The following is a 24734-nucleotide window of genomic DNA, read 5'->3' as shown; positions in this document are numbered from 1 at the left end:
GGGCATGCTGTCCCGGAGTGCCCGCTTCCGCCAAGCGACGCGCGCGGTGCGCCATTTGAGGCGCCTGACAACGCCATGATCGGAATGGTAGAAGCGGACACATGACCAACAAGACCGTCGGCACCGTCGGTGTCGACCTCCCGGACCGCCGGGGCCGTACCGGACTCGACCGCACCGGCCGGGAACTCACCGGCAACCCGCGCGTGAAGGTACGGGACGTCCAACTGCTGTCCAGCAACTGGTACGTGGAGCGCACCACCACCTTCGACTTCCAGCACGCCGACGGCACCTGGAGCACCCAGGAACGCGAGACGCACGACCGGGGCAACGGCGCCACCGTCCTCCTCTACGACACCGACCGCGAAACCGTGCTGCTCACCCGGCAGTTCCGCTACCCGGTGTACGTCAACGGCCACCCGGACGGGATGCTGATCGAGACGCCGGGCGGCCTGCTCGACGAGGAGGACGAGCACCCCGAGGTCGCCGTGCGGCGCGAGGTCGTCGAGGAGACCGGCCACACCATCGGCGAGATCCAGCACGTCTTCGACATCTATATGAGCCCCGGCTCGGTCACCGAACGCGTCAGCTTCTACGCCGCCCCCTACGGCCCGTCGACCCGCACCCACGAGGGCGGCGGCCTCGACGAGGAGGGCGAGGACATCGAACTCGTCGAACTGCCCTTCCGCCGGGCCCTGGAGATGATCCGCGGCGGGGAGATCGCCGACGCCAAGACCATCATGCTGCTCCAATGGGCCGCGCTGGAGGGGCCGTTCGCCGCCGGGGGAGGCGCCTGACGCGGGCGGCGGGGGAGGCGGGAGGCGCGGGCCTCGGCCTCAGGGGTCCAGCGCCTCGGCGGCCTCCGCCGCGACCGCCTCCGCCACGGCCGTCAGCGCGGGGGAGTCGAGCTTCCACTGCTGCCAGAACAGCGGGGCGTCCACACCCCGCTCCGGCGCCAGATCGACGAGCCGCCCGGCGTCCAGCAGCCGCTCGGCCTGCGCGGCGGGCACCATGCCCCAGCCCATCCCGGCGGCCACGGCCTCCACGAAGCCCTCCGAGGTCGGCACATGATGCCGTCGCACACCGGCCGGGCGGCCCCGCGTCAGCCGGCGGACGAACGCGTTCTGGAGGTCGTCCCGCCGGTCGAAGAACACGACCGGCGCGTCCGCGATCACGTCCTCCAGTGGCACACCCGAACCGGCGCCGAGCCACCGCTCGGCGAACGCGGGCGTCGCACAGGGCAGGTACCGCAGCCGCCCGAGCGGCCGGACCGAGCAGCCGGCCACGGCGTCCGGCGCCGAGGTGACCGCGGCCATCACCAGCCCCTCGCGCAGCAGCCGGGCCGTGTGCTGCTCGTCCTCGCGGAGCAGCTCGTAGCAGGGGCGCAGGTCCTCGGGCACCCGGGTCAGGGCGGGCAGGAACCAGGTGGCCAGCGAGTCCGCGTTCACCGCGATCGACACCCGCGTGGTCGGGGTCTGCCCGGCGCCGGTCAGGCCGAGCGCGGTGTGCGCGTCGCGTTCGAGACGGGCCAGCTGCCGCGCGAACCGCACGATCACCTCGCCGGACTCGGTCGCCCGCACCGGCTTCTCCCGGATCAGCAGCACCCGGCCGACCCGCTGCTCCAGCGCCTTGACCCGCTGGCTGACCGCCGACGGCGTCACATGCAGGGCACCGGCCGCCGCGTCGAACGTGCCCTCGTCCACCACCGCGAGCAGCGTGCGCACCAGATCCAACGGCAGCTCGGACATCATGAGCGCTAATGATACGTAAGAATCTTTAGCTGTACGCATGACGCCGCTTTTCCTAGCGTCGGGGGTGTGTTCAGCGAAATGACCGCCCTCGCCGCCGGATTCGGCACCGGCCTGTCCCTGATCGTCGCCATCGGCGCCCAGAACGCCTTCGTCCTGCGCCAGGGGCTGCACCGCGACGCCGTCCTCCCGGTCGTCGCGATCTGCGCCCTCTCCGACGCGCTGCTGATCGCCCTCGGCGTGGCCGGGGTCGGCGCGGTGGTCGTCGCCCGGCCCGGCGCGCTGAGGGCGGTCGCCCTGGTCGGCGGCGGCTTCCTCCTGGTCTACGGCGCCCTGGCCGCCCGCCGTGTCCTGCGGCCCGGCGACGGCGCGCTGCGCACGGAGAACGGGGCGGCGGGCTCCCGGCGCCGGGCCGTGCTCACCGGTCTGGCGCTGACCTGGCTCAACCCGCACGTCTACCTGGACACCGTGTTCCTGGTGGGCTCCCTCGCCTCCGACCACGGCCCCCTGCGCTGGACCTTCGGCCTGGGCGCCGGCCTCGCCAGCCTCTGCTGGTTCGCCGCCCTCGGCTTCGGCGCCCGGCTGCTCAGCCGCCATCTGGCCCGCCCCTCGGCCTGGCGCGTCCTCGACGGACTGGTCGCGGTGACGATGCTCGCGCTCGGCGGGATGCTCATCGCCGGAGCGTGAGCCGACGTGACGCGCGCACGCCGACACCATGTGAGACGACGGGGAAACCGTCTGTCCCGGCGGTGGTGATCTCCGCGATAGTGGTGTCCGTATCGAAAGATGTATTGAGCATCAGGATGCCCGTGGACACCACCAAGAGCAGCGCCGGCGACGACACCGCACCGGAGGGCGACGACACCGCACCCGAGGACGGCTCCCCGACGCCGCCCGGCCGGGGCTGGCGCCGCTGGGCGATGGACACCCGCCCACTGCGCCGTCCCGCCTACCGGCGGCTGTGGTCCTCGACCATCGTCACGGCCGTCGGCAGCCAGCTGACCGCCGTCGCCGTGCCCCAGCAGATCTACGACATCACCGGCTCCTCCGCCTGGGTCGGCTACGCGAGCCTCGCCGGACTGCTGCCCCTGGTGGTGTTCGCGCTGTGGGGCGGCGCCGTCGCCGACAGCGTGGACCGCCGCACTCTGCTGCTCGTCACCAACACCGGTATCGCCGTCACCTCGGTGCTGTTCTGGGTGCAGGCCGTCACCGGCCTCGAATCCGTCTGGGCGCTGATGGCCCTGCTCGCCCTCCAGCAGGCGTTCTTCGGCCTCAACGCACCCGCCCGCAACGCCTCCGTGGCCCGCCTCGTCCCCGCGGGCCAACTCGCCGCCGCCGCGGCCCTCGGCTCGACCGTGATGCAACTCGGCCTGGTGGCCGGCCCGTTGCTCGCCGGCGCCCTCATCCCGGTGATCGGCCTGGCCGAGCTGTACCTGATCGACGCGCTCGCCCTCTGCGTCACCCTCTGGGCGGTCTACAAGCTGCCGCCCCTGCCACCCCTCGACACGGCGACGACCAAGCGGGCGGGCTGGCGGGAGGTCCTCGCGGGCTTCCGCTACATCGCCCTGCACAAGGTGCTCCTGCTGTCCTTCCTCGCCGACATCATCGCGATGGTCCTCGGCATGCCGCGCGCCCTCTTCCCCCAGCTGGCCGACACCACGTACGCGCCCTACGGCGAGGGCCTCGCCCTCGGTCTGCTGTTCGCCGCGATCCCCATCGGCGCGGTCGTCGGCGGACTGATGTCGGGCACCTTCTCCCGCTCGAACCGGCACGGCCTCATGGTCATCGGCGCCGTACTGGCCTGGGGCGCCGCCATCACGGGCTTCGGGCTGAGCACCAGTCTCTGGTTCGCCGTGCTGTTCCTCGCCGCCGCCGGGGTCGCCGACATGGTGTCCATGGTCTTCCGCGGGGCCATCCTGCTGTCCGCCGCCACCGACGAGATGCGCGGCCGGATGCAGGGCGTCTTCACCGTGGTCGTGGCCGGCGGCCCCCGACTCGCCGATGTCCTGCACGGCACCGCCGGAGCGGCCTTCGGCGCCCGCGCGGCGGTCGTCGGCGGCGGCCTCCTCGTCATCGCCGCCGTACTGCTCCTGGCGACGGTGACCCCGGCCCTGCGCCGGTACCGGATCTGACCGCCCGGCGGTACCGGATCCGACCGCCCGGCACCCCCGCTCCTCCGTACGCTGTGTCGGCCGCACACCCCACAGGCAGGAGTCGCAACGATGCAGTACGTGAAGCTCGGCTCGACGGGTCTGGACGTGTCCCGGATCTGTGTCGGATGCATGAGTTTCGGCCTCCCCGACCGAGGCACGCACGTCTGGACGCTGGACGAGGAGGCCTCCCGCCCACTGATCCGGCAGGCGCTGGACGCGGGCGTCAACTTCTTCGACACGGCGAACGTGTACTCCGACGGCACCAGCGAGGAGATCGTCGGCCGCGCCCTCGCGGAGTTCGCGCCGCGCGCGGAGATCGTCCTCGCGACCAAGGTGAACGGCGCCATGCACCAGGGCCCCAACGCCTCGGGGCTCTCCCGCAAGGCGATCATGACGGAGATCGACAACAGCCTGCGGCGCCTCGGCACCGACCACGTCGACCTCTACCAGATCCACCGCTTCGACCCGAACACCCCGGTCGAGGAGACGATGGAGGCCCTGCACGACGTGGTGAAGGCGGGCAAGGCCCGCTATCTCGGGGCGAGTTCGATGTACGCCTGGCAGTTCGCCAAGATGCAGCACGCGGCGCGGGCGAACGGCTGGACGCGGTTCGTGTCCATGCAGAACCACTACAACCTCCTCTACCGCGAGGAGGAGCGCGAGATGCTCCCGCTGTGCGCGGACCAGAGCGTCGCCACCCTGCCCTGGAGCCCGCTGGCCCGGGGCCGCCTCACCCGGGACTCGGACACCGTCACCGCACGCACCGAGACCGACAACTTCGGCAAGACCCTGTACCAGGAGGGCGACCGCGAGATCGTCGACGCCGTCACCCGGATCGCCGCGGAACACGGGGTGCCCCGCGCCCGGATCGCCCTCGCCTGGCTGTCCGGCCGCCCCACGGTGTCCGCCCCCATCGTCGGCGCCACCAAGCCCCACCACCTCACCGACGCCGTGGCCTCACTCGACATCACCCTGACCGAGAAGGAGATCGAGGAACTGGAGCGGCCGTACACACCTCGGGGGATCAGCGGCCACTGAGCGCGACCGCCGTACGGGCGCCGAAGGTCTCACAGGCGCGAGTACTCCAGCCGTACCGTCGTCGCGAGGCGGGCCAGGGCCTCTTCGGCGCCCTCGCGGTCGGTCTTGTCGAGGAGGGCGAGGGCGTCGGCGGCGGCGACGCGGACACGTTGGGGGACCTCGTCCAGGGCTGCCATGCGGTAGGCGATGGTGCGGCGGGCCGCGCGCTCCTCGGCGCTGACGCCGTTCGGCCCGGTGCGGGGGAAGACGGCGGCCTCGTAGGCGGTCACATGGATGAGCACGCCGTGCGCGATGCCCTCGGCGTAGCCCCGCTGCCCGGCCTGCCGCTGGGCCGTGGCGAAGTGCGCCATGGCCCGCCGCCGCACGATGAGCGAGCCCACCATGCCGACGAGCCCGGCGCACACGGCCGCTCCCAGGGCGACGACACCGCCGCCGATCAGCGCGCCGATCAGGGCGCCGCCCGCCATCAGCAGACAGGTCAGCCCGGTGGTCAGCATCATCAGTGCGCGCGCGGGAGTGAAAGAGGCCATGACGTGCAGTGTCTCAGCCCGAGCCGGGTGACCGGGCGGTGGGCCGGTGGGGGAGGGCACGACACGGTCCGTATCCGGCGGTCGGTCGGTGGCCGGGCCGCCGCGTCACCCGTCGTCGGAGGGCCCCGGGCGGTCCAGCCGGGACAGCCATGTCGTGAGCACCGTTTCGAGTGACCCGGCCTCGGCCTCCGTCAGCAGATCCAGCAGTCGGCGCTCGTTGCGCATGTGCTCGGTGAACGCCGCGTCGATCAGCTCCCGCCCCGGCCGGGTGAGGGCGACGATCCGGCCGCGCTGGTCGTCCTCGGCGCGGCGGCGGGTGACGAGCCCCGCCCGCTCCAGTCGGTCGATCCGCTTCGTCATCGCGCCGGTGGTGACCATGGTGTGCGCGGCCAGTTCGCCGGGCGCCCGCTCGAAGGGCGCACCCGCCCGGCGCAGGGTGGCGAGCACGTCGAACTCGCCCTCGCTGAGCCCGTAGCGGCCGTAGACCAGACACAGTTCCTCGGTGAGCCGGTCCGCGAGGCGGTGCAGCCGGCCGATCACCGCCTGCGGGCCCACGTCGAGGTCGGGCCGCTCACGGCGCCAGTCGGCCTGGATACGGGCCACGCGGTCGGGTGGTGACGGACGTTCCTCCATGCCCACCATGATAGCTTCCGGGGAAGTTATATTGTCTTCCATGGAAGCCAATATGCGAGCGGTGGCCCTGACCGCGATCGCGCCGGTGGCCTGGGGCGCCAACTACTTCGTCACGCACGAGTACCTCCCGGCGGACAGCCCGCTGTACGGGGCGGCCCTGCGGGCGCTCCCCGCCGGGCTCGTCCTGCTGGCCCTGTGCCGGAGGCTGCCGCGCGGTGTCTGGTGGGGGCGGGCCGCGCTGCTGGGGCTGCTCAACGTGAGCGTGTTCTTCGTCCTCGTCTACGCCGCCTCCCAGCTGCTGCCGACGAGCGTCGCCTCGACCGTCATGGCCGCCGCCCCGCTGACGATGATGCTGGTCGCCTGGCCACTGGTCGCCGAACGGCCCGCCCGCGCGCATCTGTGCGGCGCCGTGATCGGGCTCGTCGGGGTCTGTCTGATGCTGCTCACGGGCGCGGTGGCCACCAGCGTGCCCGGCATCCTCGGCTCGGTCGCCGCCCTGCTCGTCTCGTCCTTCGGTCACATCCTGGCCAAACGCTGGAACGCCGGCACCGACGTCCTCGCCTCCACCGCCTGGCAGCTCACCGCCGGGGGCCTGCTCCTGCTCCCGGTCGCCGTCGCCGTGGAGGGCCCGCCGCCCACGCTCTCCCCGGGGGCCCTCCTCGCCTTCGCCCATGTCTCCCTGATCGCCACCGCGCTCGCCTTCGTCGCCTGGTTCACCGGGCTGCGCCGGCTGCCCGCCGGCACCGTGGGTCTGATCGGCCTCCTCAACCCCGTCACGGGCGTCCTCCTCGGCACGGCCGTCGCCGGGGAGTCACTGACGGGCCGACAGCTGTGCGGACTGCTTCTGGTCCTGGTCGGTGTGTTCCTGGGGCGACCCGGCCGGGTGGGGCGCCCCGGTGGGGACGGCCCACGACCGGTGCCCGCTCCGGTGCCCGCTCCGGCGGCCGATTCACGCGAGCGTCCGCCGAGTTCACCTCAGTCCCTTCGTCAACTACCCACCGCGATACGAAGATCAGGTCACTGCATAGGGTGGGGCCGTGAGAACCAGCGACACCTGCGACACCAGAGACACCTGCGTTACTGGTGACACCTGCGTTACCGGTGAGGCCGTCGCGTATCAGAGCGCGACCGAGGGGGAGACCGCCGTCCGATGAACCAGATCCTCTACGCCGGGGCCATCGGCCTGTTCCTGACGCTGATCGGCACACCGCTGCTGATCAAGCTGCTGGCCCGGAAGGGTTATGGGCAGTACATCCGGGACGACGGCCCACGCGGCCACGCCGGCAAGCGCGGTACGCCCACCATGGGGGGCATCGCCTTCATCCTGGCCACCCTCGTCGCCTACGCCGCGACCAAGGTCATCACCGGTGAGAGCCCGACGTATCCGGGGTTCCTGGTGCTGTTCCTGATGGCGGGCATGGGCGTGGTCGGCTTCCTGGACGACTACATCAAGATCGTGAAGCGGCGTTCGCTGGGGCTGCGGGCCGGCGCGAAGATGGCCGGTCAGCTGATCGTCGGCATCGTGTTCGCGCTGCTCGCCATCCGGTTCGCGGACGACCGGGGGCAGACGCCGGCCTCGCTGAAGCTGTCGTTCGTCACGGACTTCGGCTGGACCATCGGGCCGGTGCTGTTCGTCGTCTGGGCCCTGTTCATGATCCTGGCCATGTCGAACGGGGTGAACCTGACGGACGGTCTGGACGGTCTCGCCACCGGCGCGTCGGTCATGGTGTTCGGCGGCTACACCTTCATCGGGCTGTGGCAGTTCCAGAACTCGTGCGCCAACGCCATGGAACTCACCGACCCCGCCTCCTGCATAGAGGTACGCGATCCGCTCGACCTGGCGGTGGTCGCCGCCGCGCTGATGGGCGCCTGCTTCGGGTTCCTGTGGTGGAACACCTCGCCCGCCAAGATCTTCATGGGCGACACCGGGTCCCTGGCGCTCGGCGGCGCCCTGGCCGGGCTCGCGATCTGCTCCCGCACCGAGCTGCTGCTGGCCGTTCTCGGCGGGCTGTTCGTCCTGATCACCATGTCGGTGGTCATCCAGGTCGGCTCGTTCAAGCTGACCGGCAAGCGTGTCTTCCGCATGGCCCCGCTCCAGCACCACTTCGAACTCAAGGGCTGGTCCGAGGTCCTCGTCGTGGTCCGCTTCTGGACCATCCAGGGCATCTGCGTGATCGCCGGCCTCGGCCTGTTCTACGCGGGGTGGGCGGCGGGCTGAGGATGAGGCGGGGGCCGGGCCGCACTCGCCACCGGCCCACGCCGACTGCCTCCCCGGAGCAGGCCGGTTGTTTCACAGTCCGCCGCTCGCGCCCAACCCGCGCCGCACCGCCCGGAGATGCTCGGTGAGCGGGCCGAGGCCCACGTCGCGGCGGCGTTCGTCGACCGTCTCGGGGTGGCGGATGGGGTACGGGAAGAGCGTGCCGGGGTTGATACGGGTGCCGTAGAACTGGGGCCGGCCGAGGGCCACCGCGCAGTGGTCGGCGATGTAGGCGTGGTGCACGGCGGGACAGCGGCCGTCGGCGGCGGCCTCGGCGATCAGATCGCGGCAGGTGAGCTGGAAGCCGAGGTCGGGGGAGTGCAGCAGGATCAGCAGGGCCGCCGTGGAGGCGGGTTCGCCGACCGACTCGGCGGTGGGCCAGCCGTGGCGGGCGACGATCGCGCGCAGGGCGTCCCCGTTGCCCGCGTGGCACGCGGCGATACGGTCGCGGGCCCGCGCGGTGGACGCGGACCGTGCCTCGTGGGCCAGCCGCCGTTCGTCCTCGGCCCGGCGGATCAACTCGGCGGCCGTCACCCGCTTCGGGGGCGGCACGGCGTCGGACCCGGACTCCGCCGGGAGGCGTGGGACGGGAGGGGACGTGGGTTCCATGGCCGGGGCGCCCTTCACATCGGCTCCCGGACGGCGAGCGAGAACCACACCCTCTTGCCCGCGTCACCCGGCTCCGGCGGATCGGTGCCCCAGTCGTCGGCCAGCGCGGCGACGAGCGACAGCCCGCGGCCCGACTCGGCCAACGGGGTCGCCGCCCGTGGCCGGGGCGGCGCGGGCGAGGGGTCGGCGAGTGTCACACGCAGTTCGCGCCCGGAGCATTCCAGGACCACGCCGACGGTGTCGGCGGGATCGGTGCTCGCGTGCCGGACCGCGTTGGCGAACAGTTCGTCCGTGGCGAGGACCGCGTCGTCGAGGATCGCGGAGAGTTCCCAGCGGGCGAGGTGCGCCGCCACCGTGCGCCGCACCCGGGCGGCGCACGAGGGGCGCGCGGGTACCGCCATCCGGACGAGGCGGGACCGCTCGATCGAGATCAAGGCAGCCTCACCGCGTCCGGCGACCGGTCCATGTCCATGTCCACGTCCACGTCCATTCCGGCGGACGGGGTGTCATGGACGCTCCACCCGGGGTCGTGCGCCGCCGCGGCTGGGGTCCGTCGGCGGGGCGGGCCGACACTGACGGCCGTCATCGGGGTCCTCCGAATCCTTGGGGGTGCTGTTGTCGAAGACAACAGCACCGGCCACACAAAACACCAGGTGGTGGAGGGGTTGTGCAGTTGCGGGCGGGTGGTGGCGCCCGCTGTGTAGGTTCCCGACCATGGTGAACGTGCGCGGCAGGGCAGTGGTGGTCACCGGCGGGAGCCGGGGGCTGGGCGAAAGTGTCGTACGGCTGCTGCTCGCCGAGGGCGGCCGGGTGGCGACCTGTGCGCGTCAGGAGGCGGGGCTGCGGGCACTGGGTGACTCGCTGACCGGCGAGGAGCGGGCCCGGCTCGTCACCGCCGCGCTCGACGTCACCGAGCCCGGACGGCTGGAGGACTTCGTCACGGCTGCGGCGAAACGCTTCGGCTCCGAGGGGGACCCGCCCTACCAGAGTGTTCTGGACGGTGTCGTCGCCTGCGTGGGCGGCTCCCGGGGCGGCACCTTCGAGCAGGCCGACAGCGCCGACTGGGCGGCCACCTGGGACCTGAACGTCGGGCACGCCGCACGGCTCGTCCGCGCCGCGCTGCCCGGTCTGCGCGCGGCCGGTGGCGGCTCGGTCGTGCTGATCGGCTCGATCTCGGGCTGGAAGCCGGGACCGCCCGCCCAGTACGGGGTGGCGAAGAGCGCCCTGATCCAACTGGCCGCCACCCTGGCCCGCGAACTCGGCCCGGACCGCGTCCGTGTCAACACCGTCTCGCCGGGCTCGATGCTGATCCCCGGCCGCCGCTGGGACCGTATGCGCCGGGAGGACCCCTCGGCGTACGAGGCCTTCGCCGGGGCGGAGCTGCCGACCGGCGCCCCCGTCACCCCGCACGAGGTGGCGCGCACGGTGGTGTTCCTGCTCTCCGACTGGGCGACCGGCGTCTCCGGCGCCCATCTGCCCGTGGACCGGGCCCAGAACGCGCCCTCGCCGTACGGCTATTGAGGCGCTTCCGACGGCGGGTCGGGCGCGGTCAGGCGGCCGTGCCCAGCACCACCCGCGAGCGGCGTTCGAAGTCCTGGACGAGGGGCTCGTGGTGGCGGGACGCCAGGCGGCCCCGGAAATCGCGCAGGGCCTGGATGGAGCGTTCGCTGTGCACACCGCCGAGCGCTTCGAGCGCGTCGTCGGCCGTGGCGATTGCCTCGTCCAGACGATTCTGCTGGAGGTGGGCCGTGGCGAGGACCGACCGGCTGATCGCCTGGCGCCGGCGGCGGTCGGCGTGGGCGCGCACCGACTCGCTCGCGGTGTGCTCGGCCTGTGCGGCGAGGCCCAGGTCACGGAAGCAGACGGCGGACTCGGCCTGGAGGTAGTGGTGGTCGAGGAACCGCACCCACGGCGACTCCTGGGCCGCGCCCCGGCTGGCGTCGAGCTGCTTCTCGGCGGCGCGCAGCGCCTCGGCGGTCTCCCGGGGCCTGCCCAGCGCCGCGTGTCCGCGCGCGGACATGGCGTGCAGCCGCATCAGCCCGAGCGGACTGCCCGCGTCCTTGGCGGTGGCGACCCCGGCCCGCGCCAGCGCCACGCCCTCGTCGGGGCGGCCCAGGCTGGTCGCCAGATGGGACAGCCCGGCCAGGATCTGACCGCCCAGCACATGGTCACGGCCCTCCGCGCAGAGCCGCAGCCCCTGTGTCATGTACCGCTGGGCCAGGCCGTACTCCCCGGCGTCGTACGAACTCCAGCCCGCCATCGCGGCAAGCCGGGCGGCGGCGGCGAACAGCTCGCGCCGGTGGTGCGGCGGCAGACCGCGCTGCTGGAGCAGCGGGATGACCTCGGTGGTCAGGTACTGCACGATGCTGGTGCGGATACCGCCGCCGCCGTACTGGTTGTCCATCTCGTCGAACATGCGGAGCATCGCGTGCACCTGCTCCACCGGGCCGCCGCCCGACACCGGGGCCAGCCGGGGCGCGTCCCGGCTCTCCACCAGCCAGAGCAGCCAAGCCCGCTGAGGGTTCGTCAGGGCGCCGGGCACGAACGGCACCGAACCCAGCAGACTGCGCCGGGAGATGTCCGTGGAGCCCAGCTCCGCCAGGGTGTGCAGGGTCTCCGACACGTTCTCGACAAACATCAACGCCCGTCCCGTCACCGGCCGTCCGCGATCCAGCGGAAAACCGAGGTCGGCCGGAGCGAGCGCGCGGCCCAGCCGTTCGCCGAGCACCGCGGCGATCAACTCCGGTGTGTTTCCCCGTGGTTGCTGGCCCTGGAGCCAGCGGGTGACGGAGGCCTTGTCGTAGTTGGTCTCCGCACCCTGACAGCGGCCCAGGTCGTTGACCCGCAGGGCGAGGGAGGCGTACGAGCAGCCGGCCTCCTTCAGCGCCGCCGCCAGCGGCTTGTTGGGCCCGCCGGCCCCTTTGACCGGGTTCCTCGGTAATCCGTTCGTCACGGCGGCCATCCAGGTGTCGCATCGTGTCGGCGCGTGTCTCGGCCCCTGCCCGCCGTGGCGCCAACTCCTGGGCGGGCCGGAGGAGTTCGAGGGACGCTGCCCGCAGTGTGGGGCAGGTCACCCGATCACTATGGTGGCCGAACAACTCAGCCCGCAACCTGCGTTCTGATAATTGCAGAATGAACCGCGAGGACCTGTCCTTGTCAACGGATCGCGTGGCACACTGCACGCTGTGAATCCCGCCCCGGGAGGTTGCACGTGAGTGAGACCCGCGTCGGAGGGAGCGCTCCCGCGGCGCCCACGGTCCTGCGCATGGTCCTCGGCAAGCGGCTCCGCCAGCTCCGGGAGCGGGCCGGAGTCTCCTTCGACGAAGCCGCCCGCGCCATCGAGGTCACGGCGCTGACGGTCCGCCGTATGGAGAAGGCCGAGGTCGGTCTCCGCATCCCCTACGTGAAGGAGCTGCTGCGCACCTACGGGGTCTCCGGCACCGAGATCGAGGGCTTCCTCGCCCTGGCCCGCGAGGCCAACCAGCCCGGCTGGTGGCACAAGTTCCGCGATGTGCTGCCCGAGTGGTTCAGCGCGTACGTGAGCCTGGAGAGCGAAGCCGCCGTCATCCGTCTCTACGAACCCCAGTACGTACCCGGCCTGTTGCAGACCCACGACTACGCCGCCGCCCTCATCCGGGTCGGCTTTCCCAACGCGAGCCGAGAGGAGGTCGAACGCCATGTCGCCCTGCGTCTGAGGCGGCAGGACCTGCTGGTCAAACCCGAGGCGCCGGCCGTGTGGGCCATCCTCGACGAGACCGTGCTGCGCCGGCCGGTGGGTGGCCCCGAGGTGATGCGCGCCCAGCTCGACCGGCTCGCCGAGGCGACGGAACGGCCCAAGATCAGAATCCAGATCATGCGGTTCGCGGCCGGACCCCACCCGGGGGCGTACGGCCCCTTCCACTACTTCCGCTTCGGCTTCTCCGAACTCCCCGACATCGTCTACACCGAGGGCCTCGCGGGCGCCCAGTACGTCGATCAGCCCGTGGACGTCGTGACCTATCTGGAGGTCCTGGACCGGATGTCCGTGCAGGCGGAACCGGTGTCCCGGACCAGGGACATCCTGGCGGCTCTACGCAAGGAGTTGTGACACATGGCAAGGACACCCGACGGCCCCGTCCGCAGCGGTGTGCCCGCACCCGAACTCGGCGCCGAGGGCTGGCGCAAGCCCTGGAGCGGCACCAACGGCGGCTCCTGCGTCGAGGCCAAACGCCTGCCCGACGGCAGCGTCGCCTTCCGCCAGTCCACCGACCCGGACGGCCCCGCCCTCGTCTACTCCCGGGAGGAGATGGTGGCGTTCCTGGCGGGCGCGAAGGCGGGCCAGGCCGACTTCCTGATCGCCTGACGCCGCCCGGGGCCCGACCCCGGCCGGATCACTACGCCCGCACAACCGGACAACCCGTGCGCGCACTCCCGTGGGCCCCCGGGCACGACCAGACTGGCGGCATGCGTACGCCGCCTCGTGCCCCCGGCCGGGACCTGCCGCCCGCTGCCGAGGGGCGGGGATGACCCCGCCACCTCTGCCCGCGCTCACCCGGTACCGCACGCTGATCGTCGAGGGACACGAAGGGGGCGGCCGGGACCGTCTGGTGGCCGGGCTGGCCCACCTCGGCTTCGAGGTCCGGCGGATGCCGTCCGCCCTCCACCATCTGGACCCGGCCCTGCCCTGCCGTGAACTCCTCGCCGGGCCCGGCCGACTGGCCGTCGACGGCAACCTCATCGCGGAACTCGTCCACGGACCGCTGCGCCGTGGCCGCTCCCGGGTCACCTGGCCGCAGGCACTGGACCTCGCCGACGCCGTGGCCGAACGCGACGGAGCCATGCTCCACCTCACCACGTCCGAGGCCACGGAGGCCGCCACCGCCTACGCCCGTGTCTTCCGCACCCTCGCCCAGCACGTACCCGTGGTGACCGTCGATGTCGGCGAACCGGGCGGCCCCATCCGTGCGCCGGCTTCCCGTGCGCCCCAACTCTGGCGAAACACACGGCAGTTGACGATAGGTTAGCGACGACCACGCGATGTGAGGCAGGAGAGTCCCCATGGCAGAAGGCCACCCCACTCCCGATCAGGAAGCCCTGTCGAAGATCGACACCACGGTGCCGCACTCGGCCCGCATCTGGAACTACTGGATGGGCGGCAAGGACAACTACGAGGTCGACCGTGAGGCGGGCGACGCCTACCGGGTGATCGCCCCCAACATCGAGACGATGGCCCGCGCCTCCCGCGTCTACCTCATCCGCACGGTCACCTTCGTGGCCCGCGAGCGCGGAATCCGCCAGTTCCTGGACATCGGCACCGGCCTTCCGACGTACGACAACACCCACCAGGTCGCCCAGAAGGCCGCCCCGGAGTCCCGCATCGTCTACGTCGACAACGACCCGCTGGTACTGCGGCACGCGCAGGCGCTGCTCACCAGCACCCCGGAAGGGGTCACCGACTACGTCGACGCCGATCTGCACGACCCGGACACCATCCTCGAAGCCGCCGGGAAGATCCTCGACCTCGACAAGCCGGTGGCGCTGATGCTGATGGGCATCCTCGGCCACATCCAGGACTACGAGGAGGCCAAGGAGATCGTCCGCCGCCTCCAGGCCGCCCTGCCGTCCGGCAGCTACTTCGTCCACTACGACAGCACGGACACCGACGCCGAACTCAAGCGCGCCCAGGAGGGCTACGACGACACCGGCGCCGTCCCGTACGTCCTGCGCAGCCCCCGCCAGCTGCACGCCTACTACGAGGGCCTGGAACTGCTGGAGCCCGGCATCGTCTCCTGCCCGCTGTGGCGGGCCGAACCGGGCACCGCCCCGGAACCGACCGACGTCTACGGGGGAGTGGCCTACAAGGCGTAGCGGCACCGGTCCGGCGGGCGCGGACCGAACCGGTGCGCGTGGTGACACGGGAGCGTGCGGTGACGGCCGTGTACTCCCGGGCACTTCGGGTAGGCCCCCCGCATGACCGGCCCCGCCGACTTCGACCGGCAGGTTCTCGAGGCGGTGGAGAACCGAGCTGAGGTCGATGCCCAGATGGACGATGGTCTGCGCGATCGGCGGCCGGATGCCGGAGACGACGCACTCGGCGCCCATCAGCCGCGCCGCCGCGACGGTCTTCATCAGATGCTGGGCCACCAGGGAGTCGACGGTCGGCACACCGGTGATGTCCAGGATCGCGAACCGGGCGTGCTGTTCCACGATCGAGTCGAGGAGCCGCTCCATCACCACCTGGCTGCGGGCGCTGTCCAGGGTGCCGATGAGGGGGACGGCGACGATGCCCTCCCACAGCTTGATCACCGGGGTGGCGACCTCCATCAGCTGCAGCCGCTGCCGGTGGATCAGCTCCTCGCCCTCGCTGAGCGCGGTCTCCAGCACCACCAGCCGCAGGGTGCCCATCAGGACCGTCAGGGTCGTGGCGCACTCCCGCAGATGCGTGGCCGGAGCGGCGGTGAACTCGGCGAGGAACAGCTCGGTGACGGACGGCCGCAGCGCGTCCACCTCGGCGGAGATCTGCGTGACCGTGGAACCGGCCCGCGACCGGGAGGCCGCCGTCCGGGCCAGCTGCTCGCGGACCACGTGGAAGCCGCCGGCCTCCGCGTCCTCGACGCCGTCGGCGGCGGCCACGGCGGCGAGCGCGTCCACGACGGCCCGGCCGGCCTCCACCGCCTCGTCCCGGGAGTGGGTGAAGACGGTACGGAACAGCGCGGCGTCGGCCCACCGCTGGGCGATCTGTTCCTGGCGGTCGCGCAGGAACCGCGCCACCTCCTGGGCCGGTGTCAACTGCCGGTCTGCCGTGTCCTGTTCCGGCACGGGTCTCTCCTCACATACTGGTGCGCCTCCCCGCTCGGGAAACGACTGGAAAGGGCTGGGAAAACGACGGGTGAGCGACTGACGGACGGGTTCATCGGTGGGGCGGGCAGGCCTCCTCCCGGCCGAACCAGTCGAGACAGACCACGAGCGCGTCGTCGTCCGCCTCGGGTGTCCCGCGGTGACCGGACAGCTCCCTGAGCACCGCGCCGGGCACGTCGGCGGCGGGCAGCAGCCGGGTGGCGTTGACCGCGCGGGCCAGCGCCCGTTCCCCGTACGTCTCCCCGGAGGGCGTGGCGACCGAGTACACCCCGTCGCTGACGAAGACCAGCCGGTCGCCCGGTTCGATCCGCACCTCCTGGGCGCTGTAGTCCGTCTCCTCGAACATCCCCAGCGGCAGCTGCGCGTCGAGCGCGACGACGCCGACGTTCCCGTCGCGCAGCAGCAGCGTCCGCGGGGAGCCCGCGTCGACGATCTCCAGGTGCCCGGTGGCCAGATTCAGATCCAGCAGAAGCACCGACAGATGCGAGGCCCCGCCGTACCGGGCGTGCACGGCCTGGTCGGCCAGGGCCGCCTGGTCGGCGACGGGCAGCCCCGCCCGGCGGGCGTTGCGCAGCGCGTTGATCCCCAGATGGGTCAGCAGGGACGCCTCGATGCCCTCGCCCATGCCGTTGGTGACGTACAGCATCAGCCGGTCGGCGTCGGCGGACCAGTCGAAGTTGTCGCCGAAGACGGCGTAGGCGGGCTCCAGTTGACCGCCGAGCGCGTACTCGGCCCGGCTGGAGGAGCGCCCCGGCAGCAACTGCCACTGCATCTCCGCCGCCAGCGTCAGCCTGCTGGAGCGACGCGCCCGGACGTACACATCGGTGTCCCGCTCCGCCACGACCAGCTCATGGCCCAGCACCCCGGCCAGCTCGGCCAGTTCACCCAGGCACGCGTCGGCGTGCGCGGCGGACGGCAGGGTCACACCCGGCACACCCAGCCGGTCACCGCGCACGGTGACCGGCAGATACGCCCGCACAGGGCCCTCGCCACGCCGCTCCACACACGGTTCCCGCGCCCCGAACGCCCGCCCGGCCGGACCGTCGTGGACCGGCAGCGGATCCGGGGAATCCGGGTGCGCGGACGTGGGCCGCAGCGTGGTGAGCGAGTAGTCGGCCAGGTAGAACTCGACGTCCCGCGCCGACCATTCGGCGCCCAGTACGTCGCGGAACGCGTCCACCAGGTGGTGCGGAGCAGCGGAGCGCAGGGCCCGTTCGGCTGCCACGAATCTGTTCACGATGTCGGATACGCCATTCTTTCCAGAGCTGACAGTGTTCGAGATGCCTGGAAGAGTGGGCCCGTGACTTCCTCCTCCCACCCGCGACCCGACGAGGTGGCGCGTGTGACCTCCGAGGCGGCCGAACTGCTGGAGGTCCTGTGGGGGCGCGCCTCGACGGCACCGGTGTCCGCGTCCCAGATCCGGGTGCTGTTCATCCTGGAGCACAACGACGGCATCAATCTGCGCATGCTCGCCGACGCCCTCGGCTCCACCCCGCCCTCCACCAGCCGCCTGTGCGACCGCCTGGAGGCGGTGGGCTTCGTCGAGCGCCACGCCAGCACGGCCAGCAGGCGCGAACTGTGTCTGCGGCTGAGCCGGCGCGGACAGGCCTTCCTGGTGGACCTGCGCGCCCGGCGGGAACGGGCCCTCGGGTCCGTGCTGGAGCAGATGCCCGCGGGGAAGCGGACCGCGCTGCTGGAGGGGCTGGAGGCGTTCTGCGCCGCCGCGGCGGCACAGATCCACGAGGGCGACGCCACCGACGCGCGGAGCGCCTGACCGCCGCCGACCCGATCCCGGTCCGACAGCCTCATCACAACCCTTCCCACGCGCTTCGCCCGGTTCACTCTGTTGCCTCCCGGCCATAGTTGTCAAACGACAACCATGGCCCGTGTGTATGCCCCACGCGCCGACGGGCGCACGCCGACCGGCGCCGCCCGACGACACGAGGACGGCCGCTACTCCTGCACCGGAGGCTCGTCCGGATGCCGGGCGACCTGCCCCGAGTCCACGGCGGCCAGTGCCTCGGCCACGCTGTCCACCGTGGCCACGGTGAGGCTCACACCGGTGAGATCGAGTATCCGGCGCACGGCCGGCGCCGGGGCGATGACATACACACCGCCGGGGATCCGCCGCACCTCCTGATACGTCCGCAGGATGATGTTCATGCCGGACGAGTCCATGAAGGGGACCGCCGACACGTCGAGCAGGAAGTGCCTTCGGCCGTGGCGTAGTTGATTGGCCAGATGATGTCGCAGCTCGGTCGCCGTGTCGATGTCCAGTTCCCCCTCGATCGTGAGCAGCACGGCGTCGTCCCGGGGCAGATCGACCGTGATCGACAGGGGATCGTGGGCAACGGACACGAGAGCCTCCCAAGGCGCTACCGATCGGGGCGGGTGCCCCGGTTCACGGATTCGACGCACCGTCCGGCGATGCGCCCGTGCGCATACCCGCGAATCGTCCGGACACACCGGGCCCGATGATCAGGCGACCCCGGGCTCCAGGAGCCCCGCCCGCAGCCGCTTGATGATGCGGCTGATCAGCCGGGAGACATGCATCTGGGACACCCCGAGCTGCTCGGCGATCTGCGACTGGGTCTGCTCCTCCACGAACCGCAGATGGATGATCCGCCGCTCACGGTCGTCGAGTTCGGTGATCAACGGCGCCAAGGAGTGGAAGTCCTCGACGAGTTGCAGCGACGGGTCCTCCTCGCCGATCAGGTCGCCCAGCGCGGTGTCGCCGTCCTCGCCGCCCTCGGAGGTCAGCGCCGCGTCGAGGGAGGAGGTGTTGTAGCCGTTGGACGCCTTGCGCGCCTCGATGACCTCCTCCTCGGACAGCGACATCAGCTCCGACAGCTCACGCGTCGTCGGCATCCGGCCCAGCCGGGACTGCAGCTCGTCCGTCGCGCGGGCCAGCTCCACCCGCGCCTCCTGCAGCCGTCGCGGCACATGCACCGCCCAGCTGGTGTCCCGGAAGAACCGCTTGATCTCGCCGACGATGTACGGCACGGCGAACGTGGTGAACTCCACCTCCCGGGCCAGCTCGAACCGGTCGATGGCCTTGATCAGCCCGATCGTCCCGACCTGGACGATGTCCTCCAGGGAGTCCTCCCGGCCGCGGAACCGCGAGGCCGCGTACCGCACGAGCGAGAGGTTCATCTCGATCAGCGTGTTGCGCACGTACTGATACGTGTGCGTGCCCTCTTCCAGCACGGCGAGCCGGTCGAAGAACTGACGCGACATCTCCCGCGCGTCCTTCGGCTTGACCTGCGACGGGTCCTCGATCAGGGGCAGGCCCACCCCGTCCGCCATGACCGTCCTGTGTGCCGTGGCTGTTGTGTGTGCCGTCACGGCTGCCATGCCGTCCACCCCTTCTCGCCCGAAGCCTCGTTGCCATCCCACGCCTGCCCCGCGACACGCGACTCAGTCCCCCTCGAATGCGATTGGGTCCGTGTCGCTCGCCACTCCGGCCGGAAGTCGCCGTCGGCCCGGGTGGGAGGGACCGGTTCCGGCGATCCGTCACCACGGATGCGCGCACCGTTGTTTGCCCATCGGGCCGTGGGGCAAGCGGAGTTCCACGCCTCCGGATCGGAGGCACGTCGGCGAAAGCGGTGTTCCGCGCTCGGGGCTTGGTCGCCCGCCCACCGTCTTCCCGCCGCCCATCCCTGAAAGCGTCGTTCAGGAGATTTCCCATGCTGGTCAACGTGTCCGCACAAGCTTCCGGTACATCCGTACGTCCCGGCACCCCCGCCAGGAGGGCGCACGACGACGCCCCCGACACCGCCACCGCCTTCGCCCGGCTCGCGGCGATGGACACCGGCCCCGAACGCGACCGGGTACGCGACGAACTCGTCCGGGACTGGCTGCCGATGGCGCACCGCATCGCCGGCCGCTTCCGCAACCGCGGCGAGTCGCTGGAGGATCTGCGCCAGGTCGCCGCGATGGGCCTGGTCAAGGCGGTGGACCGCTACGAGCCCGAACGGGGCGCGTTCGAGAGCTACGCCGTGCCCACCATCACCGGCGAGATCAAGAGGCACTTCCGCGACCGGATGTGGACCCTGCGCGTCCCCCGGCGGGTGCAGGACCTCCGCAACAAGGTGCGCGTGGCACGCCGCGAACTCAGCCAGACCTCCGGCGGCTCCGCCGAACCCTCGGTCGCCGACATCGCCGCCCTCGCGGGGCTCACCGAGGAGGAGGTCAACGCCGGGATGGAGGCGCTCGACAGCTTCAGCGCCCTGTCGCTGGACGCGGAGATGGCCTCCGGCGACGACGGCTACAGCCTCGCCGACACCCTCGGCGCGCCCGACGCGGCGTACGACGTGGTCGTGGACCGGGAGGCGGCCAAGCAAGGGCTCCGCCGGCTGCCCGAACGCGAACGCGCCATCCTCTACATGCGCTTCTTCGAGGACATGACGCAGAGCCGTATCGCCGACCACCTCGGCATCTCCCAGATGCACGTCTCCCGCCTCATCAGCCGCAGCTGCGCCCGCGTCCGCGACGAGGCCCTCGGCGGGAGCGGTGCGGGGCTCCCCTCGGATCCCGGCAGCCATGGTCCGTGCCCGAGCGGGTATGCGGCGTCTCATGAACAGTGACAGGAACAGGGACTCGGACAGTGATGAGCCGAGCTGTCCCGAGTCGTCGACCCCGTACGTGCCGTGACATCGAGGGAACGCCACCCGCTCATGAACCACGACCTCATGAACCCTGACACCGCTCCCGCCGAAGCACCGTCCGCACGGACCTCCCGGCCGCCCGTGGCGATCACCACCGCCGCGGCCGCCCGTCGCCATGTGCGGGAGTTCGTGGTCGAGCGGTGGCGTTCCCCGGCCGGACCGCCTAGCGAGCAGGCGATGATCGATCTCATCCTCGTCGTCTCCGAACTGGTCACCAACGCGGTCCGGCACGGCGGCGGCATCGCCGGATTCGACGTCGCCCTCACCTCCGAGGGCGTACGGCTGAGCGTGCGGGACTACAGCGCCGCCGTCCCCGTGGGCCTGCACGGACCCGGTGTACTGCCCCGGGTCCACGAGGGCAGCGGATACGGCTGGCCGCTGATCAACCGGCTGTCCAGCGAGGTCGACGTCGAGCGCCGCGCGTCCGGCGGCAAGACCATCAGCGTCCTGGTGCCGCTGGCCTGAGGCCGCACCCGCCTCACCGGGGCAGGAAGACCTCACCAGGGCAGGAAGACGTGCACGTCCTTGCCGTCGTCACGCACCACCACGCTCACCTCGTCGCACAGCGTGTGGATCAGATACCAGCCGATACCGCCGCCGCCCTTGCTGGGGCTGAAGGGGCGCGGCGCGGGCGACGTCCTGCTCGTGTCCCCGAGCGTCACATGCACCCCGTCCAGGGTGCGGCGCATCGTCAGCTCGAACCGCCCCGGCGCGTACTGCACCGCGTTGGCCGCCAGTTCGGTGACCACCAGCAGGATGTCGTCCCAGTGCTCGGCGGCGGCCGGCGGTTCGGTGCGCGAGAGCGTGCCCAGGAACCCCTCAGCGGCCGTACGGGCCCCCGTCACGTCGCCGAGTTCTCCGTCGAAGGCGGCGTGGCTGTCGTGAATCTCCTCGGCGGTCAGTTCGTCGTCCCTACGTGGCTCTGTCGCCATCTCGTCGTCCCCGGCTCGGCTGCTTGAGGCGGACGCGATACCGCGTTCCCCTCCGACGCTCGTGTTTCCCGTGCGGAGAGTGGCTACGCGTGCGAAAGCGTGGGGATATGTGGGGTCTTGGCGAAGACAGCGGCCCTCCCGGGCCCCTGGTCGGCGCGGGGCCCCCGGCCCGCGCGGGCGCTCTACCGGTCACCCGTCCCACCGCCCGCGGCAGGGGTGCGGAAGACCAGCAGCGCCACGTCGTCGTCGTTGTCGACGGGACGGGCGCGCTCCAGGAGCAGATCGCAGAACACGTGCAGCGGCCGGTGGACGAGCGCCGCCGCGTGCTGGCGCAGCCGGGACATGCCCCGGTCGAGGGCGTGCCGCGGAGACTCGATCAGACCGTCCGTGTACAGCACCAGCGTGGACAGCGGCGGGAGCGTGGTGTGCGTGTCGGTGCGCGCCCGTATCAGTCCCGTGCCGAGCAGATGGTCGTGCTCCTCGTCCAGGAACCTGGACCGGCCGTCATGGGTGATCAGCAGCGGCGGCGGATGCCCCGCGTTGGTCCAGCGCAGCGTCCACTCCTCGGCGCTCCGCTCCACCCGGCCGAAGATCAGGGTCGCCATGGACGCCTCGGCCACGTTCACCACGGCCTGGTCCAGCCGTTCCACGATCGCGCTCGGCGGTTCCGCCAGTGCCCAGGCGTACGCCCGGAGCATGTTGCGGACCTGCGCCATCCCGGCCGCCGCGTCGATGTTGTGGCCGACGACGTCCCCGATGGCCACCGCCGTGGACCCGTCGGCCAGCGGGAACACGTCGTACCAGTCGCCGCCGACCTGCGAGGACTCCGACGCCGAGTCGTAGCGTGCCGCCATCAGCAGCCCCGGCACCTCCGGCATCTGGGGCAGCAGATGACGCTGCATGGTCTCCGCTATGTGCCGCTGGCGCTGGTACAGCCGCGCGTTCTCCAGTGCCAGCCCGGCCCGGCGGGCGATGTCCTCCAGCAGCGACAGCTCGGCGTCGGTGAAGGTGCCCGGCCGTTCGCTGAGGCCGAGCGTGAGGGCGCCGAGCACCGCGCGCGGCCCGCGGATGGGGGCGATGGCCGCCGAGCGCAGCCCCGTCTCCTTGAACAGCTTCTGCTGCGCGACCGTGATCCCCGAGTCGGGCGGCCCCTGATACGTCTCGGGCCCCGCCAGCGCCGACGCCGCCCCGCGCAGCGCCCGCGACAGCGGCATCAACGACTCCTCGTGCACCGGCGGCAGCGGGCCCTCCAGCTCCTCGCGCCGCACCACGACACCGCCGCGATGGGTCGCCACCGTGGTCCGCCACACGTCGTCGCTCTCGGTGATCAGGTCCACGATCGCCCAGTCCGCCAGCCGTGGCACCACCAGCCGGACCAGGCGTGCCACCGCCTCGTCGGCGTCCAGCGTGGAGGTCAGCCGGGTCGTCGTCTCCGCCAGCAGCGCCAGCCGGTCCAGCTGCGACAGGGACGGCGGCCCGGCGGTCGGTGACGGGCCCTCTCCCGGGTCGCCGTCGTAGAAGAGGACCGCCGCCCCGGTCCCGCCCCCGTCGAGCCGGCACGGGGTGACCAGCCAGGACACCGGCAGCAGTGTGGCGTCGCCGCGCCGGAACCACTCGCGGTCCCCGCCGCCCGTACGGCCGCTGAGGAACGCGCGCATCATGGAGCACGCCGCCCGGGGCATCGTCTGCCCGAGGTGGTCGCGGTGCAGCAGCCCATGGGCGTCGCGGCCGACGAGTTCACCGGCCGTCCGGCCGAGCAGGGTCTCCGCCCGCGCGTTCACCGCGACGATCGAGCCGTTGTCGTCCACCACGTACATACCGGCGTGCAGCAGATCGGGCAGCCCGTCCGGTGAGCGCACGGCCGGGCCCGGCGGCTGCTCCTCGGTGTTCTCCGGACTCCACGCGCTCATGCTCGGGCTCCTCCGGCTCCGGTCGTGGACGGGACGGTCGTACGGGCCGGCGGACGGGTCCGCGTACGTGCTGCACGCACTACCCCGTCCCCGGCGACCTACGCGCGAGCGGCCCTCGACCGCAGGTGGGAGCCGGTCCTCACGCTCCACGGCCCGCCGCCCGCCGGGAACGCACAGCGACGCCCCGGACACCGTTCGCGCCCGGGGCCGGTCCCGTCGGACCCAGGCCCGAGCCCGGGTCCGGGGCCGGTCCCGCCCGGCTCAGGCCTGGGTGTGCCGTACACAGGCCGTGACGACCTCGCGCAGGCTGCCGGTCCGCTCCATCACCTCACGCTGCACCCGGGCCCCGTTCCCGCGCCCCATCAGCTCCGCCACGGCGGCATGGGCCAGGTCGGCGTCCCCGTGGTCGGCCAGTGCCTCCCCGACGTGGTCGAGCAGCGCGTGGATCACCTCGGCGGCGGGCCGGGGCCGCATCGTCGAGGGATCCACGAGGTTCTCCGACATCCCGGAGCGGGCGGCCCGCCAGGTGGCCAGCCGCAGCAGCCCCGCACTGTGCCCGAGCGGCTCGACACCGGCACGCCACTCACGTGCCGCGGTCTCCACGAGTCCCCGGGCGAGGGCCGCGACCAGGACGGCGGTGTCGGGGTGCAGACAGACGTCCGCGACCCGGATCTCGACGGTCGGATACCGCTGGGAGAGCCGCGCGTCGAAGTAGATCATGCCCTCGTCGCGTACGACGCCGGTGGCGATCAGGTTCTCCACGCACCGGTGGTAGCGCTCCGCCGAGCCGAAGACGTCCGTCGGCCCGGCCATCGGCCACATGTCCCACACCTGACTGCGATAGCTGGCGTACAGGCTGTCACGGCCCTGCCAGAAGGGCGAGTTGGCGCTCAGGGCCCGCAGGATCGACAGCCACGGCCGCATCCGGTCCAGGACGGCGACCCCTTCCTCGTCGGACTCCACCGACACATGGACATGGCAGCCGCAGACCAGCTGCACCTGCGTGGGCAGACCGAACTCCCGGGCCATCCACCGGTACCTGCTGTTCATGGTGATCGTCGGGCTCACCGGCAGCGGCGACGTGGCCAGTGCCACGACCGCGCCGCCGAGCCCCTCCGCGTGGCGGGCCGCGTCCCTGCGGCAGCGGACGATCTCCGCGCCGAGGTCGGTCATCGCCGACTGCGGATGGGTGGCGAACTCCATCTGCTCGTCGTGCAGCTCCTTCTCGAACACGTCCTGTCCCGCGCCCTCCCGCGCGGCCCGCGCGAGCACCGCCGCGGCCCGCGCCTGCGGCTCGCCGCTCTCGGGATCCACCAGCAGGAGTTCTTCTTCCACTCCGACGGTACGCACGTCATCCGGCCCTTCTGCGCTAGTTCGCTGGGTGGTGACTGCCGTGTGCCCTCGGACGACTCACAGCGTCATT

The 24734-nt window shown here is 72.0% G+C and carries 27 protein-coding genes and 1 pseudogene; 14 read left to right on the top strand and 14 right to left on the bottom strand.

Annotation, left to right across the window (positions count from 1 at the left end; genetic code table 11):
* The first annotated feature begins 101 nt into the window (after window positions 1-101).
* The gene (locus F9278_RS01850) at window positions 102-794 is read left to right on the top strand and encodes an NUDIX domain-containing protein (RefSeq protein WP_152166678.1); all 693 of its coding nucleotides are present in this window, start codon (window positions 102-104) and stop codon (window positions 792-794) included.
* Window positions 795-833: 39 nt separating this feature from the next.
* Here F9278_RS01850 and F9278_RS01845 read toward each other — a convergent pair whose 3' ends face one another.
* Window positions 834-1748: a LysR family transcriptional regulator ArgP gene (locus F9278_RS01845; protein ID WP_152166677.1), complete on the bottom strand. Its 915-nt coding sequence runs from the start codon at window positions 1746-1748 to the stop codon at window positions 834-836.
* Window positions 1749-1826: 78 nt separating this feature from the next.
* Between F9278_RS01845 and F9278_RS01840 the strand changes: the two genes are divergently transcribed.
* From F9278_RS01840 to F9278_RS01830, 3 genes are all read left to right on the top strand, one after another.
* A complete protein-coding gene (locus F9278_RS01840) occupies window positions 1827-2432 on the top strand; it encodes a LysE/ArgO family amino acid transporter (protein ID WP_404818999.1) in 606 nt (201 codons plus the stop codon).
* A gap of 116 nt (window positions 2433-2548) precedes the next feature.
* Entirely contained in the window at window positions 2549-3877 is a 1329-nt protein-coding gene (locus F9278_RS01835) for an MFS transporter (protein ID WP_152166675.1), read from the top strand.
* Window positions 3878-3967: 90 nt separating this feature from the next.
* Entirely contained in the window at window positions 3968-4936 is a 969-nt protein-coding gene (locus F9278_RS01830) for an aldo/keto reductase (RefSeq protein WP_152166674.1), read from the top strand.
* 29 nt (window positions 4937-4965) lie between these two features.
* On the opposite strand, the gene F9278_RS01825 is transcribed toward F9278_RS01830, so the two are convergent.
* Both F9278_RS01825 and F9278_RS01820 read right to left on the bottom strand, forming a co-directional pair.
* Window positions 4966-5466: a hypothetical protein gene (locus F9278_RS01825; RefSeq protein ID WP_152166673.1), complete on the bottom strand. Its 501-nt coding sequence runs from the start codon at window positions 5464-5466 to the stop codon at window positions 4966-4968.
* 105 nt (window positions 5467-5571) lie between these two features.
* Window positions 5572-6099 carry a MarR family winged helix-turn-helix transcriptional regulator gene (locus tag F9278_RS01820; protein ID WP_152166672.1) on the bottom strand — a complete coding sequence of 176 codons (528 nt, stop codon included), beginning with the start codon at window positions 6097-6099 and terminating at the stop codon, window positions 5572-5574.
* 40 nt (window positions 6100-6139) lie between these two features.
* Here F9278_RS01820 and F9278_RS01815 point away from each other — a divergent pair, with 40 nt between their 5' ends.
* Window positions 6140-7186, top strand: coding sequence for a DMT family transporter (locus F9278_RS01815; protein WP_152166671.1), 1047 nt, complete (start codon window positions 6140-6142; stop codon window positions 7184-7186).
* A 63-nt stretch (window positions 7187-7249) separates the two neighbouring features.
* Complete coding sequence (gene mraY / locus F9278_RS01810) at window positions 7250-8317, top strand: phospho-N-acetylmuramoyl-pentapeptide-transferase (RefSeq protein ID WP_152166670.1); 1068 nt, start codon at window positions 7250-7252, stop codon at window positions 8315-8317.
* Window positions 8318-8389: 72 nt separating this feature from the next.
* On the opposite strand, the gene F9278_RS01805 is transcribed toward mraY, so the two are convergent.
* Genes F9278_RS01805 through F9278_RS46045 form a run of 3 tightly spaced genes read right to left on the bottom strand, consistent with a single transcriptional unit; the run spans window position 8390 to window position 9551 of the window.
* A complete protein-coding gene (locus F9278_RS01805; protein ID WP_404818846.1) occupies window positions 8390-8965 on the bottom strand; it encodes a DUF6624 domain-containing protein in 576 nt (191 codons plus the stop codon).
* A gap of 14 nt (window positions 8966-8979) precedes the next feature.
* Window positions 8980-9399: an ATP-binding protein gene (locus tag F9278_RS01800; RefSeq protein ID WP_226966591.1), complete on the bottom strand. Its 420-nt coding sequence runs from the start codon at window positions 9397-9399 to the stop codon at window positions 8980-8982.
* On the bottom strand, window positions 9396-9551 hold the full coding sequence (locus F9278_RS46045; protein ID WP_193241336.1) for a hypothetical protein: 156 nt from the start codon (window positions 9549-9551) through the stop codon (window positions 9396-9398). The genes F9278_RS01800 and F9278_RS46045 overlap by 4 nt, the downstream gene beginning before the upstream one ends.
* A gap of 128 nt (window positions 9552-9679) precedes the next feature.
* Between F9278_RS46045 and F9278_RS01795 the strand changes: the two genes are divergently transcribed.
* On the top strand, window positions 9680-10486 hold the full coding sequence (locus tag F9278_RS01795; protein WP_152166669.1) for an SDR family NAD(P)-dependent oxidoreductase: 807 nt from the start codon (window positions 9680-9682) through the stop codon (window positions 10484-10486).
* Window positions 10487-10514: 28 nt separating this feature from the next.
* Here F9278_RS01795 and F9278_RS01790 read toward each other — a convergent pair whose 3' ends face one another.
* Complete coding sequence (locus F9278_RS01790; RefSeq protein WP_152166668.1) at window positions 10515-11927, bottom strand: tetratricopeptide repeat protein; 1413 nt, start codon at window positions 11925-11927, stop codon at window positions 10515-10517.
* Window positions 11928-12230: 303 nt separating this feature from the next.
* Between F9278_RS01790 and F9278_RS01785 the strand changes: the two genes are divergently transcribed.
* The 4 genes from F9278_RS01785 (at window position 12231) to F9278_RS01770 (ending at window position 14812) form a co-directional block, all read left to right on the top strand.
* Window positions 12231-13052, top strand: coding sequence for a helix-turn-helix domain-containing protein (locus F9278_RS01785; protein ID WP_152173637.1), 822 nt, complete (start codon window positions 12231-12233; stop codon window positions 13050-13052).
* Window positions 13053-13055: 3 nt separating this feature from the next.
* A complete protein-coding gene (locus tag F9278_RS01780) occupies window positions 13056-13307 on the top strand; it encodes a DUF397 domain-containing protein (RefSeq protein WP_152166667.1) in 252 nt (83 codons plus the stop codon).
* A 160-nt stretch (window positions 13308-13467) separates the two neighbouring features.
* Complete coding sequence (locus tag F9278_RS01775) at window positions 13468-13968, top strand: hypothetical protein (RefSeq protein WP_152166666.1); 501 nt, start codon at window positions 13468-13470, stop codon at window positions 13966-13968.
* A 34-nt stretch (window positions 13969-14002) separates the two neighbouring features.
* Complete coding sequence (locus F9278_RS01770) at window positions 14003-14812, top strand: SAM-dependent methyltransferase (RefSeq protein WP_152166665.1); 810 nt, start codon at window positions 14003-14005, stop codon at window positions 14810-14812.
* 141 nt (window positions 14813-14953) lie between these two features.
* Here the strand turns inward: F9278_RS01770 and F9278_RS01765 are convergent.
* A pseudogene (locus F9278_RS01765) lies at window positions 14954-15763 on the bottom strand (STAS domain-containing protein); the annotation flags it as partial.
* A 91-nt stretch (window positions 15764-15854) separates the two neighbouring features.
* Window positions 15855-17027 carry a PP2C family protein-serine/threonine phosphatase gene (locus tag F9278_RS01760; RefSeq protein WP_226966590.1) on the bottom strand — a complete coding sequence of 391 codons (1173 nt, stop codon included), beginning with the start codon at window positions 17025-17027 and terminating at the stop codon, window positions 15855-15857.
* Window positions 17028-17144: 117 nt separating this feature from the next.
* Between F9278_RS01760 and F9278_RS01755 the strand changes: the two genes are divergently transcribed.
* On the top strand, window positions 17145-17576 hold the full coding sequence (locus tag F9278_RS01755; protein ID WP_152166663.1) for a MarR family winged helix-turn-helix transcriptional regulator: 432 nt from the start codon (window positions 17145-17147) through the stop codon (window positions 17574-17576).
* 179 nt (window positions 17577-17755) lie between these two features.
* On the opposite strand, the gene F9278_RS01750 is transcribed toward F9278_RS01755, so the two are convergent.
* Window positions 17756-18160 carry an STAS domain-containing protein gene (locus F9278_RS01750; protein ID WP_152166662.1) on the bottom strand — a complete coding sequence of 135 codons (405 nt, stop codon included), beginning with the start codon at window positions 18158-18160 and terminating at the stop codon, window positions 17756-17758.
* 120 nt (window positions 18161-18280) lie between these two features.
* Window positions 18281-19108: an RNA polymerase sigma factor SigF gene (locus F9278_RS01745; protein ID WP_152173636.1), complete on the bottom strand. Its 828-nt coding sequence runs from the start codon at window positions 19106-19108 to the stop codon at window positions 18281-18283.
* 380 nt (window positions 19109-19488) lie between these two features.
* On the opposite strand from F9278_RS01745, the gene F9278_RS01740 reads away from it, so the two are divergent.
* Together F9278_RS01740 and F9278_RS01735 are read left to right on the top strand one after the other, a co-directional pair.
* Entirely contained in the window at window positions 19489-20388 is a 900-nt protein-coding gene (locus tag F9278_RS01740; RefSeq protein ID WP_226966589.1) for an RNA polymerase sigma factor SigF, read from the top strand.
* Between the two features lie 90 nt (window positions 20389-20478).
* Window positions 20479-20934, top strand: coding sequence for an ATP-binding protein (locus F9278_RS01735; RefSeq protein WP_226966588.1), 456 nt, complete (start codon window positions 20479-20481; stop codon window positions 20932-20934).
* A gap of 32 nt (window positions 20935-20966) precedes the next feature.
* Here the strand turns inward: F9278_RS01735 and F9278_RS01730 are convergent, their stop codons facing one another.
* From F9278_RS01730 to F9278_RS01720, 3 genes are all read right to left on the bottom strand, one after another.
* Window positions 20967-21401 carry an ATP-binding protein gene (locus F9278_RS01730; protein WP_152166661.1) on the bottom strand — a complete coding sequence of 145 codons (435 nt, stop codon included), beginning with the start codon at window positions 21399-21401 and terminating at the stop codon, window positions 20967-20969.
* A 182-nt stretch (window positions 21402-21583) separates the two neighbouring features.
* On the bottom strand, window positions 21584-23311 hold the full coding sequence (locus tag F9278_RS01725; protein ID WP_152166660.1) for a SpoIIE family protein phosphatase: 1728 nt from the start codon (window positions 23309-23311) through the stop codon (window positions 21584-21586).
* Window positions 23312-23572: 261 nt separating this feature from the next.
* Complete coding sequence (locus F9278_RS01720; RefSeq protein WP_152166659.1) at window positions 23573-24661, bottom strand: glutamate--cysteine ligase 2; 1089 nt, start codon at window positions 24659-24661, stop codon at window positions 23573-23575.
* Between the last annotated feature and the right edge of the window lie 73 nt (window positions 24662-24734).

Source organism: Streptomyces phaeolivaceus (assembly GCF_009184865.1).
In the GTDB taxonomy this organism is placed as follows: domain Bacteria; phylum Actinomycetota; class Actinomycetes; order Streptomycetales; family Streptomycetaceae; genus Streptomyces; species Streptomyces phaeolivaceus.
This window is presented reverse-complemented; position numbering and strand designations above follow the sequence as displayed.

What these genes read in the sequence shown, in the direction of transcription:
- F9278_RS01840 (WP_404818999.1), top strand. Translation starts at nt 1,827, where the DNA reads ATGACCGCCCTCGCCGCCGGATTCGGCACCGGCCTGTCCCTGATCGTC.
- F9278_RS01735 (WP_226966588.1), top strand. Translation starts at nt 20,479, where the DNA reads ATGAACCACGACCTCATGAACCCTGACACCGCTCCCGCCGAAGCACCG.
- F9278_RS46045 (WP_193241336.1), bottom strand. Translation starts at nt 9,551, where the DNA reads ATGACGGCCGTCAGTGTCGGCCCGCCCCGCCGACGGACCCCAGCCGCG.
- F9278_RS01740 (WP_226966589.1), top strand. Translation starts at nt 19,489, where the DNA reads ATGCTGGTCAACGTGTCCGCACAAGCTTCCGGTACATCCGTACGTCCC.
- F9278_RS01730 (WP_152166661.1), bottom strand. Translation starts at nt 21,401, where the DNA reads ATGGCGACAGAGCCACGTAGGGACGACGAACTGACCGCCGAGGAGATT.
- F9278_RS01780 (WP_152166667.1), top strand. Translation starts at nt 13,056, where the DNA reads ATGGCAAGGACACCCGACGGCCCCGTCCGCAGCGGTGTGCCCGCACCC.
- F9278_RS01785 (WP_152173637.1), top strand. Translation starts at nt 12,231, where the DNA reads ATGGTCCTCGGCAAGCGGCTCCGCCAGCTCCGGGAGCGGGCCGGAGTC.
- F9278_RS01805 (WP_404818846.1), bottom strand. Translation starts at nt 8,965, where the DNA reads ATGGAACCCACGTCCCCTCCCGTCCCACGCCTCCCGGCGGAGTCCGGG.
- mraY (WP_152166670.1), top strand. Translation starts at nt 7,250, where the DNA reads ATGAACCAGATCCTCTACGCCGGGGCCATCGGCCTGTTCCTGACGCTG.
- F9278_RS01835 (WP_152166675.1), top strand. Translation starts at nt 2,549, where the DNA reads ATGCCCGTGGACACCACCAAGAGCAGCGCCGGCGACGACACCGCACCG.
- F9278_RS01820 (WP_152166672.1), bottom strand. Translation starts at nt 6,099, where the DNA reads ATGGAGGAACGTCCGTCACCACCCGACCGCGTGGCCCGTATCCAGGCC.
- F9278_RS01830 (WP_152166674.1), top strand. Translation starts at nt 3,968, where the DNA reads ATGCAGTACGTGAAGCTCGGCTCGACGGGTCTGGACGTGTCCCGGATC.
- F9278_RS01845 (WP_152166677.1), bottom strand. Translation starts at nt 1,748, where the DNA reads ATGATGTCCGAGCTGCCGTTGGATCTGGTGCGCACGCTGCTCGCGGTG.
- F9278_RS01795 (WP_152166669.1), top strand. Translation starts at nt 9,680, where the DNA reads ATGGTGAACGTGCGCGGCAGGGCAGTGGTGGTCACCGGCGGGAGCCGG.
- F9278_RS01725 (WP_152166660.1), bottom strand. Translation starts at nt 23,311, where the DNA reads ATGAGCGCGTGGAGTCCGGAGAACACCGAGGAGCAGCCGCCGGGCCCG.
- F9278_RS01790 (WP_152166668.1), bottom strand. Translation starts at nt 11,927, where the DNA reads ATGGCCGCCGTGACGAACGGATTACCGAGGAACCCGGTCAAAGGGGCC.
- F9278_RS01815 (WP_152166671.1), top strand. Translation starts at nt 6,140, where the DNA reads ATGGAAGCCAATATGCGAGCGGTGGCCCTGACCGCGATCGCGCCGGTG.
- F9278_RS01775 (WP_152166666.1), top strand. Translation starts at nt 13,468, where the DNA reads ATGACCCCGCCACCTCTGCCCGCGCTCACCCGGTACCGCACGCTGATC.
- F9278_RS01745 (WP_152173636.1), bottom strand. Translation starts at nt 19,108, where the DNA reads ATGGCGGACGGGGTGGGCCTGCCCCTGATCGAGGACCCGTCGCAGGTC.
- F9278_RS01850 (WP_152166678.1), top strand. Translation starts at nt 102, where the DNA reads ATGACCAACAAGACCGTCGGCACCGTCGGTGTCGACCTCCCGGACCGC.
- F9278_RS01825 (WP_152166673.1), bottom strand. Translation starts at nt 5,466, where the DNA reads ATGGCCTCTTTCACTCCCGCGCGCGCACTGATGATGCTGACCACCGGG.
- F9278_RS01770 (WP_152166665.1), top strand. Translation starts at nt 14,003, where the DNA reads ATGGCAGAAGGCCACCCCACTCCCGATCAGGAAGCCCTGTCGAAGATC.